This is a genomic window from Paludisphaera soli (assembly GCF_011064595.1).
GTDB lineage: Bacteria > Planctomycetota > Planctomycetia > Isosphaerales > Isosphaeraceae > Paludisphaera > Paludisphaera soli.
Genome location: NZ_JAALJI010000007.1, coordinates 116,029 through 130,777 on the forward strand (window position 1 = coordinate 116,029; position 14,749 = coordinate 130,777).

Genomic DNA, 14,749 nt, shown 5'->3' on the forward strand with positions numbered 1-14,749 from the left:
CAAGAGTCTGGTGATGCGACATCCGGGCCGGCCGCTCCCGCAACGGGGCGGCCGGCCCTTTGCGCGTCTGGATCAGGCGACGGGGACGACGTTCAGGCCGCCGGCGTCGGCGATGATGGCGTAGGGGCGGCCGAGGCTCGGGTCGGTCGGGACCCAGCGGGAGGAGGCGTAGACGGTGTCGACCTCGGCGAGCTGGATCACGCTCCGACGCTCGACGGTGTCGAAGCTCACCTGGAACGTCGGGGCGCTGTTGAAGGGGCCGCCGAACGGCGCGTAGTAGACCTGGCTCTGCCCGGGCTTGAGGGTGAAATCGGAGAACCGGCCTCCCTCGACGGTGGAGGCCGACGCGCTGAAGGTGATGGTCGCCTTCGTGGTGTTCGTGATCGTGATCAGGCCGAACTGGATATTCGGCGCCGGCGGAGTCGGCCGGCCGATCCGGGGGCCCTGGTTGCCGAGGAAGCCCGCGCCGATGGTGGTCGTCGGGCCGTTGGGGCCCGGCACGGGCACGCCCGGGGCCCGTCGCGGCGGGGGCCGGAGCGCGGGGTTGACCGGCCGGGCCCGCTGGACGGCCCGCTCGGCCAGGGCCGCGCGCATCGAGGGCAGGGCCGCGGTGAGCAGGCGACCCTCCATCTCCTCGCCGCCGGGACGGATCGCCCGCGATCTTCGCGCCTTCATCGCATCGCCCTCGTGGTGTCTGGTCTCGCGTTCGCGACGTACAAGAGTGAGTCTTGCCGCGCAAATCCCGGTTGTCGAACCGGGAGCGATTCTGACATTTCGAGAGCATCGATGCAAACGGCCCGAGCGGCCCGGACGGCCCGGCCTACTCGCGGACCTGGCCGTCGCCGTAGACGATCCACTTGGTGGAGGTCAGTTCGACGAGCCCGCAGGGGCCGCGGGCGTGGTACTTGTCGGTGCTGATTCCGATCTCGGCCCCGAGTCCGAGCTGGCCGCCGTCGTTGAACCGGGTGCTGGCGTTGACCATGACGGCGGAACTGTCCACGCGGGCGACGAACCGGCGGGCGGCGGCCAGGTCGCGGGTGACGATGGCCTCGGTGTGCGAGGAGCCGTGGCGGGCGATGTGGGCGACCGCCTCGTCGAGCGAGTCCACCACCTTGACCGCCAGGATCTTGTCCAGGAACTCGGTGTCCCAGTCGGCGTCGGTGGCCGGGGCGGCGTCCGGGAGGATCGCGCGGGCTTTCTCGTCGGCGCGAATCGCGACGCCGGCCGCCTTGAGGGCCTCGGCGGCCCCGGGGAGCCAGCTCTCGGCGACCTCGCGGTGGACGAGCAGGGTCTCGGCGGCGTTGCAGACGCCCGGGCGCTGGGCCTTGGCGTTGACGATGATCCGGGTGGCGACCTCGGGGTCGGCGGCCTCATCGACGTACACGGAGCAGATGCCGTTGTAGTGCTTCATGACCGGCATCTTCGCCTCGGCCGCGACGCGGCGGATCAGCCCTTCGCCGCCGCGCGGGATCGCCAGGTCGATGAACTCGGGCAGGGCGAGCAGCCGGCCGACGGCCTCGCGATCGGTCGTGGTGACGAGCTGGACGGCGTGCTCGGGGAGGCCGCAACGCGCCAGCTCGTCGGCGAGGACGCGGTGCAGGGCCCGATTGGAGTGGATGGCTTCCTTGCCGCCCCGGAGGATGGCCGCGTTGCCGCTCTTGATGCAGATGGCGGCGGCGTCGATCGTGACGTTCGGGCGGCTCTCGTAGATCATGAAGACCACGCCGAGCGGCACGCGGACCTGGACGGCGTCCAGGCCGTTGGGGCGTCGGCTCGACCGCACGACCTCGCCGATGGGGTCGGGGAGGGCGGCGACTTCCCGGAGGCTCTTCGCCATCTCGCCGATCCGCTTGGCGTTGAGCGTCAGGCGGTCCACGGCCGCGGCGTTGAGCCCCATCCCCGGCGCGGCTTCCACGTCGAGGGCGTTGGCCGCGAGGATCTCGTTGGAACGGGCCGCGAGGGCCTCGGCCGCCGCGGCGAGCCAGGCGTCCTTGGCGCCGGGGCCCGCCGTCGCCAGCTCGCGGGCCGCCGCCTTCGCCCGGCTCGCCAGCCCTCGGCAGAGCGAATCGAGGTCCGCCTTCCCCCCGTCCGACCCCAGCCCCTTTGTCTCGACCGCCGTCGCCGCCTCAGACATCATCCGTCCCCTTCCAACCCCTGACGAGCCCCCAGACCTTGATCGCGTCGACCATCGGGCCGACGTCGTGGACCCGGACGACGCCCGCCCCCAGCGTGCAGCCGGCGAGCGAGCAGACGACCGAGCTGGTCAGCCGCTGGTCCATGCCCCGTCCCGTCATCGTCTTGAGCGTCCCCTTGCGGGAGACGCCCAGCAGCACCGCGCAGTCCAGCGTCCCGAATCGATCGAGGTTCCGCAAGAGCGCCAGGTTGTGCTCGTAAGTCTTGCCGAAGCCGATCCCCGGGTCGACCGCGATCCGGGAGCGGGGGATCCCCGCGGCCTCGCACCAGGCGACCCGGCCGGCGAGATAAGCCAGCACGTCCTCGACGACGTCGTCGTAGCGGGGGTCGTCCTGCATGGTCTGGGGCGTGCCTTGCATGTGCATGACCACGACGGCGGCCCCGGAGTCGACGGCGACCGCGGCCATCGCCTCGTCGCGCAGGCCCGAGACGTCGTTGAGGATGCAGGCCCCGGCGCGGACGGCCTCGCGGGCGACCTCGGCCTTCATGGTGTCGATCGAGATCGGCACGGAGACGGCGGCGGCGAGCCGCTCGATCACCGGGACGACCCGGCGGATCTCCTCCTCGGCGGGCACGACCTCGGAGCCGGGCCGGGTCGATTCGCCCCCCACGTCGAGGATGTCGGCCCCGTCCTCGACGAGCTTCAGGGCGTGCTCCACGGCGGCGTCGACGCCGTACCAGCGGCCGCCGTCGGAGAAGCTGTCGGGGGTGACGTTGACGATCCCCATAACCTTGGGGACGTCGTCGACGAGCAGGGGGCGGCCGGCGGCCTCCCATCGGGCTTTCATGATGGACGTCTCTCTCGATCGCTCCGTCAGCGGAGGTCTTCCTCGGTGTACCAGGGCTGCTCCATCATATCGACGACCTGGGCGGACAGCCTCTGGCAGACGGACTGAAGAGCCGTCATCGAGGTCTCGCCGATCTCGGGGACGAAGTTCACGGTCTCCGAGATGATCGTCGGCTGACGGTTCTTCTCGGAGGCGGTCGGCGGGTTGTGCAGCCAGTTGACGCTGACGTTGACCGTCCGCGTGAGCTGGCGCGGCAGGTTGAACGGGCTCTCGACGACGATGTTCTTGTCGGCGAAGTTCACGACGCCGCTGAGGATCGTGTCGGCGTCTTCGAGGCTGTCGACGATCCGGTACGGCGTGCGGCGGCCGATCTCCTTCTGGATCATCTCGGTCAGCATCTTCTCGACGTCTCGGGTGAACGTCTGCGACTTGAACATCGGGACGTAGACCGTCTGGACGCTCTTGTCGTAGGGGGCGCGGAAGTTGTAGCCGCAGCCCCCCGCCAGGCCGACGATCGCCAGCATGGCCCAGGCGGCGGCCTGTCGCCGTCCCGGCGCGGCGAGGGTCGATCGGGGGTGACGTGCGAGCATGGGTTCCGCCTCTTCCTGGGCATCCTGGGCCCGGCCCGGAGGTGAGTTCCGCGAGGGGCCGGAGTCGTCCGTGGGCTCTCTTCAATGCGTTACATCATGCCGCCCGGCGACATCCCCATGCCGCCCGCGCCGCCCATCCCGCCCATGCCGCCGCCGGCGCTGTAGTACGGGTCGGTGGCGTTGGGTTGCGTGAGCATCTTGCTGGGGAGCGAGGACTTGCGGGGGAGTTTGGCGAGCGACGCCAGGTCGGTCTTGGCCTTCACGGCCCACGGGCTGTTGGGCCAGCGCTGGGGGATCTTGCCGAAGTAGTACTCGGCGGCGGCGACCTTGCCGATCTTCTTGTAATACGCGCCGACGTTGTAGGCCCGCTCGGCGTCCTGGTCGTTGATCAGGTCGAGGGTGTGGAAGAGCTTCTCGTTCTCTTCCTGCTTGTCGGGGAACGTCGCCATGGTCTGGCGGACGAGGTCGCGGGCCTTCTCCAGGCCTTCGCCGTCGTAGGCGGGGCCGAGGTAGCCCTTCATGCGGGAGTCGATCGCGGCCAGGTGGGCCTTGTGCAGGAACGGGCTCTTTGGGTGGGTGGCGATCATCTCGTCGTAGTAGATAGCGGCCGTCTCGTAGTCGGCGTTCTCCATGTGATAGTCGGCGATCTGCATCACGGCGTCGTCGGCGAGGGGGCCGTCGGGCATGTGGTGGCGGACGTGCTCCAGGGCCTTGAGCCCCATCCCCCGCGTGTCGATCAGGGGCTGCCCGCCGTTCCAGTGGGTATACCACGGGAGCTTCTGATCCGGCTTGGCCTCGGGGTCGCTCTGGGCCAGCCAGATCTGGGCGATCGCATACTCCCGGCTCACCACGTCGTCCATCTTCTGGGTGCCGGGGTAGTCGGCGGCCAGGCGTTCGTAGCTCTCGTGGGCGGCGACGTACTTCTTCCGGTGGAACTGGCATTCGGCCACGTAGAACTGGGCCTTCTCGCCCCAGGCGGATTCCTTGCGGGCCTTGGCGATCTTGGCGAAGGCGGACTCGGCCTCGGCGAGCTTGCCGGCCTCGTAGAGGGCGAAGGCGTCGTCCAGCTCCTTCTGCGCGTCGGGGTCGAGCTTGGGCTTCATGAACGGCGACCAGCCGTTGGAGCCCAGGACCTTGCCCGACGGGTCGCGGTCGTCGGTCGACTTGTCGGCGCCCGCGGAGGGGTCGCGGGGGCTCAGCCAGCGCTTGAGGAGGGTGTCGCTGTCGGCGACCTTCTCGGTCTTGGCGCGGGCCAGCTCGGCCTCGCCGATCGGCTTGGCGAGGCCCGAGTCGTAGGTCGACCGCCACTGGGCGAAGGGCACGGCGAAGCTCTGGCAGCCGGCCGCCGATCCCACGATCAGGGCGACGGCGGCGGCCCTGGCGGCGGCCTGCATTCGAGACGATCGGGTCATGGGTCCTCGTTCTCGAATCCCGGGGTTACGGTTGGCGGAGGGGCCGACGATCCTTCGTGCCGGGTTCATCGGCTCAGACTCCCAGGAAGGGCCAGACCCGCGGTCGATGGCCCAGGACGTGACTGACGACGGCCCCGACCGTCTGCCGGACGGTCGCGAGCTCCGAGCCCGACATCCCCATCTCGCGCCAGGCGTCTCCGGGGGTGGCGAGGGCCTGGAGCCCCTCGATCGTCCGCCGCGAGGCCGTGATGACGTGGGGCTGGCCGGGACGGCAGGCCGGGCACAGGGTCCCCCCCGTCGCCGGCCCGAACGCCACGGCCTCCTCGTCGCCCAGGGGCTCGCCGCAGTGGGCGCACCGGTCGAGGAGCGGCATCAGGCCGATCTCCCGCAGGCACGCCAGCTCGAACCTCAGGACGCGTCGCGCCCGCAGACCCGGGTCGCCCAGATGCCGCAAGGTGATCCTCGCCGCGTCGAACAGCTTGGGGTGCGGGTCGTGGTAGTCCGTCAGGTCGGTCAGCAGTTCGGCGATGTAGTAGCCGGCATACAGGGCCGCCAGATCGCGGCGCAGACAGGAAAACCGCTCCACGGGCGCGGCCTCGGTCAGAAGATCGAGGGACTCCGACGCCTTGGGCAGCAGCACGATATCCGATACGCCCAGCAGGTCAAGGCCACCCTGGAACGCCGACTTCAGCCGCCGCCCCCCCTTCGCCAGCGCCGCCACCTTCCCCAGCTCGCGCGTGAACAGGGTCACGACCAGGCTGGTTTCGAAGACGTCCACGGTCCGCACTACCAGGGCCAGCGAGCGATTCGCGGGCAAGGTCCGACTCCTCCCTCGTGAGGCCACGCCCGAGACGAAAGGTACTGTTCAATTATACCGTGTTCGTCCCCCCCCCGGCGGCTGCGCCCCGAATCGGCTTCGTTCGCGCCGGCCCGGAACGAACCCAAATCGACGGAAGTGCTTGCGAGGGAAGATTTTTTGGGGCTCGAAGGGGGGCCGAAAATTGGGTTCGTTCGGCGCGCTTCGGCGTCCCATTTCACGCGCCGGGGGCGTTCTCCGGGGCGGGCTCCAGGTTCATCTTGATCCGCCGGATGGAGCGGTCGCCGACGGCGAGCACCGTGAACTCGACGCCGTCGCGGCGGAAGCTCGCGCCGGGCTCGGGGAGCCGGCCCAGCGCGTGGAGGGCCAGCCCGCCGATGGTCTGATACTCCTCGTCGGTCGGCAGGTGGACGCCGAAACGCTCGTTCAGCTCCTCCAGCTCGACCCCGGCGTCGACCTCGAACGCGGCGTCGCCCAGGGGGACGACCGGGTCGTCGGCGGTGGGCGCGTCGTGCTCGTCGTGGATCGGGCCGATGAGCTGCTCGATCAGGTCTTCCATCGTAACCAGGCCGGCCACGCCGCCGTATTCGTCGAGGATCACGGCCAGCGGCGCGCGTCGGAACCGCATGTCTTCCAGGAGCTGGAAGGCGTTCTTGGACTCGGGGACGCAGTAGGCCTCGCGGGCGATCCGGGACGGGACGACGGCCTCCCCGGGGGCGGCGGCGACCATGCGGTCGAGCAGGTCCTTGACCAGCAGGATGCCGACCACGTCGTCGCGGTTGCGGCCGTAGAGGGGGATGCGGCTGCGGCCCGTGGTGCGGAACGCGTCGGCGGCCTCCTGGGCGGAGACGGTGGACGGCAGCATGACCATGGCCGACCTCGGCTGCATGATCTCGGAGGCGACGGTGCGGGTCAGCTCGACCACGTTGCCCATCAGGTCGCGCGCCTGCTCAGGAAGCTCGGGCTCCTGGTCGTCGTCGTCCTCCAGGTCGCCGGGGACCTCGACCTCGACGCTCGCCGGCCGGCTGCCGATCTCGTCGGTCCCGACGACCCACTCCACCAGCCGCTCCAGGGCGGTCGCGGCGGCGGTCAGGGGGAGGCCGGCGGCCCGGATCAGCCCGGTCGCGGGCCAGATCCGGTCCAGGATGGACTCGGCGAAGATCCGACCCGCGGCCCCTGCGGCGAGGTAGCCGCCGAGCCCCGTCAGGACGATCAGCGTCGCCAGCCCGACCTGCGGGAACCACTCGACCTGGCGGCCCAGGACCACCCCCGCGGCGGTGGCCAGCAGCAGGCCGGTCGCCACGGCGACCGCCTTGGCGGCCCGCTCGGTGCGGGCGTCCAGGTGGGCGATCTCGTCCGCGCGCTCGGCGCGGCCGCGGGCCTCGGTCAGCTCTTCGAGCCGGCTCCGCGAATACGACTGGAGCGCCTCGGTCAGGGCGATCGCGACCAGGTGCACGAGCACGAGCGGCACGCAGGAGAGAACGATCCAGGTCGAGTTCGGCCCGTCCAAGCGAGGGACTCCGGGGTGGGGGCGGTCAGGAGGGGACGCGTCGGCCGTCGGCCAGGGGGAAAGGGTTGGCGAGCCCGACGCGGGCCAGGGCGGCCCCCTCGCGGGCCCGCATCGCGGCCGCCGACGCCTCGTCCAGGTCGTCGCAGCCGCACAGGTGGAGGAGGCCGTGGACGACGTAGAGGGCGACCTCGTTCCAGGGCTCGGCCCCCAACTCGGCCGCCACCCGCGCCGCGGTCTCGGCCGAGACGACCAGCTCGCCGGAGAGCCGATCGTCCCCTTCGTCGGAGAGGACGAACGAGATCACGTCGGTCGGCTCGTCGTGGTCGAGATATTCGCGGTTCACCCGGTGGATCGTCGGGTCGTCGACGAACGCGACCGAGATCGACGCCGACGCCGCCCCCTCGCCGCGCAGGACGTCCTCGACCAGCCGACGCGCGGCCTCGGGGTCGATCGGGACGTGGGCCTGCGAGTCGGCGATCTCCACCTCGAAGTCGGGGAGGGGGGGCGAGTCGAGGTCGTCCTCGAAGTCCAGGTCGTCGTCGGTCGGGTCCAAGGTCAGGCGGTCCTCTGCTCGGGATACTTCACGCGGCCGTGGTAGATGCCGATCAGCGACTTGACCAGGCTGTCGCGGATCTCGGCGATCTCGCGGAGGGTCAGGCCGGACTCGTCGAACTGGCCGTCGCGGAGCCGCTTGTCGATCAGCTCGCTGACCAGCCCCTCGATCCGCGACGGGGTCGGCTCCGAGAGGGTCCGGCTGGCGCTCTCCACGCAGTCGGACATCATCAGGATGCCGGCCTCCTTGGTCTGGGGCTTGGGACCGGGGTATCGGAAGGCGCTCTCCTGCACCAGCGCGGCGTCGGGGTTGCCGCCGTTCCGGCGGTTGGCCTCGTGGTAGAAGTATTCCACCAGGGTCGTGCCGTGGTGCTGCTCGATCAGGTCGATGATCCGCTCGGGCAGGTGGTGCTGGCGGCCCAGGTCCACGCCGTCCTTGACGTGGCCGATGATGATCAGGGTGCTCATCGCCGGCGCGAGGTTGGCGTGGCGGTTCGTGGAGCCGACCTGGTTCTCGACGAAGTAGTGGGGCTTGAGCATCTTGCCGATGTCGTGGAAGTAGGCCCCGATCCGCACGAGCAGGCCGTTGGCGCCGATCCGCTCGGCCGCCGCCTCGGCGATGGCGCCGACGGTGATCGAGTGGTTGTGGGTGCCCGGGGCGCGTCGGACCAGCTCTTGGAGGAGCGGGTGGGTGTTGTCGCCCAGCTCCAGCAGGCTGATGCCGGTGACGATGCCGAAGGCGTTCTCCAGGAAGGGGAGGCTCCCACCCATGAAGAAGCCGGCCATCAGGCCCCAGCCGGCGCGCCAGAAGGCGTCGCTGCGGATCAGCTCGATCGGCTGATGCTCCCAGAGGCCCGCCGCCCAGGTCAGGATCATGTAGACGGCGGCCGAGGTGGCCCCGACCTTGATCAGCTTCGTCCGAGTCCGGACGTCGTTGAGCCCGAGGACGCCGGCGGCGGTCCCCCCCATCAGGATGAGGAAGTGGGCGATGCCCGTCCCCAGGGCCATGCAGGTCAGGATCGAGAGCGCGAACGTGGCCATCAGGCCGAAGTTCGGGTTGTAGGCGATCGCCAGGATCATCGCCGCCGCCGCCACCGGGATCAGGTCGGCGTTCCAGGCCTGGTTCGCCAGCAGCCGGACGACCCCCAGGCAGAGGACGACGAGCGCGCAGAGCGTGGCGATCCGGCCCAGGTCGGACGCGATCCGGTGCTCATGGCGGGCGACGTAGAAGCCGGCCAGGATGAACAGCGACGAGACCAGGGCGAGCACCCCCAGGGCGCGCTGGAGCTTCTCGCCGAAGGTCAGCTCGGCGATGGCGGTGTCGTGCTCCATCCTCAGCAGGATGAGCTGCTCCTCGCCGATCGCCTGGCCCTGCTCGACGAGCACCTGGCCCTCGCGGAACGGGTCGTAGCGTTCGCCGATGGCGTCGCGGGCGATCTCGCGGAGGCGGGCGGTCTCCTCCTGGTCGAACGTGAGGGTCGGGCGGCCGTCGAGGCGGTCGGCGACGAGCTGGAAGAGGGTCTCGCCCACCCGGCTGGGGGTGAACGCGGCGATGAACTCGCGGGCGACCGGCCCGTCCTGCTTGACGATCCGCTCGGGGACGACGCGCTCGCGGGGGAAGATCCGGGCCTCGTCGGCGGCCTGGCCCTCGTCGCGGATCGAGAGGGTGCGGCTTGATTCCTCGTTCCGGGGCAGGGCCCCGGGGCCGAGCACGCCGGCGTCGAGCAAGGGGGCGAACGCCTTGGTGATCTGGACGTGCAGGTTGTCGCGGCGCTGGGGGGTGTCGGTCGCCGCCTTGATGTCGAGGTAGGCCTCGGGCTTGAGCTTCCAGGTGGAGACGACGATCGGGTCCACGTCCTCGAACCGCTGGGACTTGGCGATGGTGACGGTCAGGTCGTCGAGCCGCTCGGCCAGGTCCTTGATCGGCGCCGGGTCGTTGATCATGACCAGGGGGACCTGGTCGGCGGCGGCCTGGCGCTCGTTGCTGGTCTTGGTCTGGTTCCGGATCCGGAACTCCTTGACCTTGACGCGGATCTCCCGCTCCGGGCGCTGGCCCAGGCGGTAGACGAAGGGGGGGCCGGAGCCGTGGACGATCGCCGAGGTCACGAGGACCGTGAGGGCGATCAGGGAAAAGCTGACGAGGCGGGCCCGCTGCTTCGCGATCCGGCTTTGCTGGAGCGAGACGCTGGGGAAGGACCGCAACTGGGCCCGACTCGGCTTCGGGCGCCGTTTACCGATGCTCATGGATGACGACTCGACACGCCGCGGCCGGCGCAAGAAGCAGGCCGCGCAGAACCGCGCCGGGGCCACGCGGCCCCGAACGCCCTGCGTCCGGTATCCGAGGCGGGTCGTCGGCCTTGCCGACGAACGCTCGTTCCAGGAGTGGGAAGGGGGAGGTCATGGCGTCAATCCGCGTCGACGTCCGGGGGGATCGGGTCCGCCGCCGGCGCGTGGGGGTGCGAGGGCCGCGCCGGGGTGCCGATCCGTTCCTCGTAATCGGCCGGGGGGCCTTCCGCGGCTTCGTAAGCGTCGACGATCGCCTGGACGAGCGGGTGCCGCACGATGTCGGCGCGGTCGAGCATGACCGCGGCGACGCCGGGGACGTTCGCGAGCCGCTCGACCGCGTCGGCTAGGCCGCTCTTCACGGCCGGCGGCAGGTCGACCTGGGTGACGTCGCCGGTGACGATGATCCGCGAGTTCTGCCCCATGCGGGTCAGGAACATCTTCATCTGCGAGACGGTGGCGTTCTGGCCCTCGTCCAGGATGATCGCGGCGTCGTTCAGCGTCCGCCCACGCATGTAGGCGAGGGGGGCGATCTCGATCAGGTCGTTGTCCATGTAGCGGCGGATCTGGTCGTACGGCATCAGGTCGTGCAGCGCGTCGAGCAGGGGGCGGAGGTACGGGTTGATCTTCGCCTCGAGGTCCCCGGGCAGGAAGCCCAGGTGCTCGCCCGCCTCGACGGCCGGGCGCACCAGCACGATCTTCTTGATCCGGCCCTGCCGCAGCGCGGAGACGGCCGACGAGACGGCCAGGTAGGTCTTGCCGGTCCCCGCGGGACCGACGCAGAGGACCAGCGAATGGTCGCGCAGGGCGTGGAGGTAGCGGTTCTGGCCGGACGTGCGAGGCCGGACCACGCGGTTTCCCTCGCGGATCTCGACGGCCCCCGGCTCGGCCGGGACCTGGACGGCCTTCTCGATCAGGTCGGCGACGTCGGCCGCGAGGATGGTCCGGCGCGTGCGGAAGATGGAGCGAAGGCCCTCGAAGATCTCGCGGGCCTGCTCGACGCGGCCGGGCTCGCCCTCGACGCGGACCTCGCCGTGCCGGGCCAGGACCTTCACCCCGAGGGCGTCGCGGATCTGGCGGAGATGCTGGTCGCGACTGCCGAAGACTGCGAGTTCCTCGTTCTGGCCCTCGAGCGCGATGGTGACTTCTGGCATACCTCCCCTTTCGCCGACCCGCCCGGCCGCGCCGTCGAGAAACGGCCCGCGTGCCCGGGCCCGACCCGGCTGAGTTCCATCCTTTTACTATGCTATCAATGTGCCCATCGAAAACAATACGGGTCGGATCAAGATGAGATCCCGTTCATGGACCCATCCAGGCCCAGAGACCGTATGCGACCGGCGCGGCGAAGAGGAGGGAGTCGAGCACGTCCAGAACCCCGCCGAAGCCGGGGACCGCCGCCGAGGCGTCCTTGCGCCCGCAGTCGCGCTTGATCATCGACTCCATCAGGTCGCCAACCTGGGCGACCACGCCGATCACCAGGCCGAAGAGGGCGGCCCCCGCCCATCCGAGGGCGGTCACCCCGATTCGGTTCACGGCCACCCATTCGACGAGGAGGGCCGCCGCCAGCGCGAAGGCGAGGCCGCCCGCGGCCCCCTCGACGGTCTTGTTCGGGCTGATCGCGGGCCAAAGCTTCCGCCGACCCGCCAGCCGGCCCACGGTGTAAGCCCCGACGTCGGCCCCCTTGGCGGTCGCGATCAGGAACGCCAGCGGGACCAATCCGTGCCTGCAGCCCTCGAGCCAGCGCATCTGCACGAGGAAGCTCCCCAGGAGGCCGACGTAGGCGACGACCAGCACGGTCCCGGCGACCGCGGCGACGGATCTCCCCGGGGCCTCGAAGCGGAGGCTCTCGGCCACGAACGTCGCCATCACGACCGCCGTGAAGCTCAGGAACGGCCAGGCGAGCACGGCGATCGCCGCATCCGGGCCGTGGACGATCCCGGAGATCGGCTCGGCGGTCTGGCAGATCCGCGTGACGTGGGGGAGCCAGTCGGCCGCAAGGATCGCCAGCAGCCCCCCGGCCGCCACGGCGCCGGACGGCCGCAGCGGGGACCCGTCCAGCAGGGCGATCAGCTCCCGCGCCGCCGCCCCCATCGCCAGCGCGCAGAGGGCGAACCAGAGGGGGAACCAGGGCGCGAGCCACTGGTCGACGTAGAGGAGCAGGACCAGGGCGGCGACGATCAGGACGGCGCTGACGACGCGGGTGCGCAGCATGGATCCCAGCGGGGGCGAGAGGGAGCGGGGGGAGGCGTCCGCAGATGCGCGTCCGAGGGGAGCCACGACTCCACGTCCCGGCGCGGCGAAGGCCCCAGTTTAACTCGCCGGGGTCCCCGCGGCCAGCGAGGAGGCGGGCAGCCCGCCGAACTTCCGCTCCCGATTCGCGTAGTCGGCGCAGGCCTGCAGCAGGTCGCCGCCGCGGAAGTCGGGCCAGAGGGTCTGGGTGACCCAGAGTTCGGTGTACGAGACCTGCCAGAGCAGGAAGTTGCTGACCCGCATCTCGCCCGCGGTGCGGATCAACAGGTCGGGGTCGGCCGATCCCGCCGTCTCCAGCATGCCGGCGAAGCTCGACTCGTCGATCTCGGCGGGGTCGAGCCGGCCGGCGCGGGCCTCCTCGGCCAGCCGTCGGGCGGCGTCGACGATCTCGGTCCGGCCGCCGTAATTGATCGCCAGCCGGAGGATCATGCCGGTGTTGGCGGCGGTCTCCGAGGTGGTGCGGTCGATCTCGTCGAGGACCTCCGCGGGGAGCCCGTCGCGACGGCCGATCATCTTCAGGCGGACGTTCTGGGCCATCAGCTCGGCCCGCTCGGCCACGAGGAACCGTCGGAGGAGCCGCAGGAGGAACCGCAACTCGCGCGGGGGCCGCTTCCAGTTCTCGACCGAGAGGCAGTAGAGCGTGAGCTGTTCGAGGCCGAGGCGGACCCCTTCCTCGACGACCGAGCGGACGCTCTGGATCCCCCGGCGGTGTCCGACGACCCGGGGGAAGCCGCGCTTCTGCGCCCACCGCCCGTTGCCGTCCATGATGACGGCGACGTGGCGGGGGAGCTGCTCGGGCTTCAGGCCCCAGGCCTCCAGCCGGGCCCGGCCTTCCTCGGTGATCTTCAGCGGGGGTCGCTCGTCTGCTCGCATGGAGAAACCTTCAGCCCAATCCGTCCGGGGGGGGTCCATGCCGCCGGCGACGCGCCGGATCGCGCGAGGCCGCGGGCCGCGTCCGATCCCTCCTTCAGCGGTCCTTCGGGACCAGGATCGTCTGGCGGCGATCGGGGCCGACGGAGACGATCGACGCCGGGACGCCGACGATCCGGCCCAGGTAGTCGACGTAGTCGCGGGCCGCCCTGGGCAGGTCGCCCCAGGTCCGCGCGGCGGTCAGGTCCTCGCTCCAGCCCGGCAAGGTCTCGTACACTGGCTTGCAGCGCTCCAGGTCGGCGAGCGACGCCGGCAGGACGTCGAGCCGGCGGCCGTCGAGGTCGTAGGAGACCGCCACCTGCAGTTCCTCGATCCCGCTGAGGACGTCGAGCAGCATGACGGCCAGCTCGGTCGACCCGCTGACCCGCGAGGAGTACCGGACGGCCACGGCGTCGAACCAGCCGCAGCGGCGGGGGCGGCCCGTGACGGTGCCGTACTCGCGGCCGACGCGGCGGATCCGCTCGCCGATCTCGTTGTCCTGCTCGGTGGGGAACGGTCCGCCCCCCACGCGGGTCGTGTACGCCTTGACCACGCCGATCCAGCGGTCGATGCAGCGGGCCGGCACGCCCGAGCCCGGGGCCGTCCCCACGGCGCTGCTGCTGGAGCTGGTGACGTACGGATAGCTGCCGTGGTCCACATCGAGCAGGGAGCCCTGGGCCCCCTCGAACATCAGCTTGCGGCCCGCCGCGACGGCCTCGTGCAGCTTGGACGTGGAGTCGCAGACGTACGGCCGGAGCTGCTCGGCGTATCCCAGGTATTCCTCGGCCACGGCGGCGGCGTCGAACGGCTCGAAGTCGGGGAGCATCGCGTTCAGGAGGCGGTTCTTGTACTCGACGATCCGCGCGAGCCGCTCGCGGAAGTCCGCCGGCCGGTAGAGGTCGGCGATGCGGACGCCGTGGACCCGCCCCAGCTTGTCCTTGTAGCATGGGCCGATGCCCCGCCGGGTCGTCCCCAGGTGGTCGGCGGCCGATGAGGATTCCTCGGTCAGCCGCTCCTCGGCCAGGTGATACGGCAGGATGACGTGGGCCCGGTCGCTGATGTGCAGCCGGCCCTCGAAATTCACCCCCTGGGCCTGGAGCGAGGCGATCTCCTTCAGCAGCGCCGGGGGATGGATCACGACGCCGTTGGCGATGACCGCCTCGACGTTCTCGCGGAGGATCCCGGTCGGGACCAGCGAGAGCTTGTAGGTCATCCCCTCATGGACGACCGTGTGCCCGGCGTTGGCACCCCCCTGATACCGGACGACCACGTCGTGGTCGTCGCACAGCAGGTCCACGATCTTCCCCTTGGCCTCGTCTCCCCATTGGAGGCCGACCACGCACGTCGAACCCACGGCGCAAGCTCCGAAGCGGACCGCGACCGCGACGGTCGCTTGGTATCGTAAAGTTACAAGGTACACGGCCCGGCCGGCCCCGTCAATGAGG

At 70.7% G+C, this 14,749-nt stretch carries 13 protein-coding genes; all 13 read right to left on the reverse strand.

Annotation, left to right across the window (positions count from 1 at the left end; all coding sequences use genetic code 11):
• Positions 1-72 precede the first annotated feature (72 nt).
• Positions 73-675 (reverse strand): hypothetical protein, encoded by a 603-nt coding sequence (locus G6O68_RS11475; protein ID WP_165247782.1) that lies wholly within the window; start codon positions 673-675, stop codon positions 73-75.
• 145 nt (positions 676-820) lie between these two features.
• A complete protein-coding gene (locus tag G6O68_RS11480; protein ID WP_165247784.1) occupies positions 821-2,137 on the reverse strand; it encodes a glutamate-5-semialdehyde dehydrogenase in 1,317 nt (438 codons plus the stop codon).
• On the reverse strand, positions 2,127-2,981 hold the full coding sequence (folP, locus tag G6O68_RS11485) for a dihydropteroate synthase (protein WP_240911129.1): 855 nt from the start codon (positions 2,979-2,981) through the stop codon (positions 2,127-2,129). Before folP ends, G6O68_RS11480 begins: the two co-directional genes overlap by 11 nt.
• Positions 2,982-3,007: 26 nt before the next feature.
• On the reverse strand, positions 3,008-3,571 hold the full coding sequence (lptE, locus tag G6O68_RS11490) for an LPS assembly lipoprotein LptE (RefSeq protein ID WP_240911130.1): 564 nt from the start codon (positions 3,569-3,571) through the stop codon (positions 3,008-3,010).
• Between the two features lie 89 nt (positions 3,572-3,660).
• A complete protein-coding gene (locus G6O68_RS11495; protein ID WP_240911131.1) occupies positions 3,661-4,983 on the reverse strand; it encodes a tetratricopeptide repeat protein in 1,323 nt (440 codons plus the stop codon).
• 73 nt (positions 4,984-5,056) lie between these two features.
• Positions 5,057-5,800, reverse strand: coding sequence for a DNA repair protein RecO (recO, locus tag G6O68_RS11500; RefSeq protein WP_165247786.1), 744 nt, complete (start codon positions 5,798-5,800; stop codon positions 5,057-5,059).
• A gap of 217 nt (positions 5,801-6,017) precedes the next feature.
• Positions 6,018-7,310 (reverse strand): hemolysin family protein, encoded by a 1,293-nt coding sequence (locus G6O68_RS11505; RefSeq protein WP_165247788.1) that lies wholly within the window; start codon positions 7,308-7,310, stop codon positions 6,018-6,020.
• A gap of 25 nt (positions 7,311-7,335) precedes the next feature.
• Positions 7,336-7,863: an rRNA maturation RNase YbeY gene (ybeY, locus tag G6O68_RS11510; RefSeq protein ID WP_165247790.1), complete on the reverse strand. Its 528-nt coding sequence runs from the start codon at positions 7,861-7,863 to the stop codon at positions 7,336-7,338.
• Positions 7,864-7,865: 2 nt separating this feature from the next.
• Positions 7,866-10,106 carry an HD family phosphohydrolase gene (locus G6O68_RS11515; protein ID WP_165247792.1) on the reverse strand — a complete coding sequence of 747 codons (2,241 nt, stop codon included), beginning with the start codon at positions 10,104-10,106 and terminating at the stop codon, positions 7,866-7,868.
• Between the two features lie 161 nt (positions 10,107-10,267).
• On the reverse strand, positions 10,268-11,299 hold the full coding sequence (locus G6O68_RS11520) for a PhoH family protein (RefSeq protein WP_165247794.1): 1,032 nt from the start codon (positions 11,297-11,299) through the stop codon (positions 10,268-10,270).
• Positions 11,300-11,444: 145 nt separating this feature from the next.
• A complete protein-coding gene (locus G6O68_RS11525; protein WP_165247796.1) occupies positions 11,445-12,356 on the reverse strand; it encodes a phosphatidate cytidylyltransferase in 912 nt (303 codons plus the stop codon).
• 99 nt (positions 12,357-12,455) lie between these two features.
• Positions 12,456-13,268: an isoprenyl transferase gene (locus tag G6O68_RS11530; RefSeq protein WP_165247798.1), complete on the reverse strand. Its 813-nt coding sequence runs from the start codon at positions 13,266-13,268 to the stop codon at positions 12,456-12,458.
• A 94-nt stretch (positions 13,269-13,362) separates the two neighbouring features.
• Entirely contained in the window at positions 13,363-14,658 is a 1,296-nt protein-coding gene (locus G6O68_RS11535; protein WP_165247800.1) for an adenylosuccinate synthase, read from the reverse strand.
• Positions 14,659-14,749 lie beyond the last annotated feature (91 nt).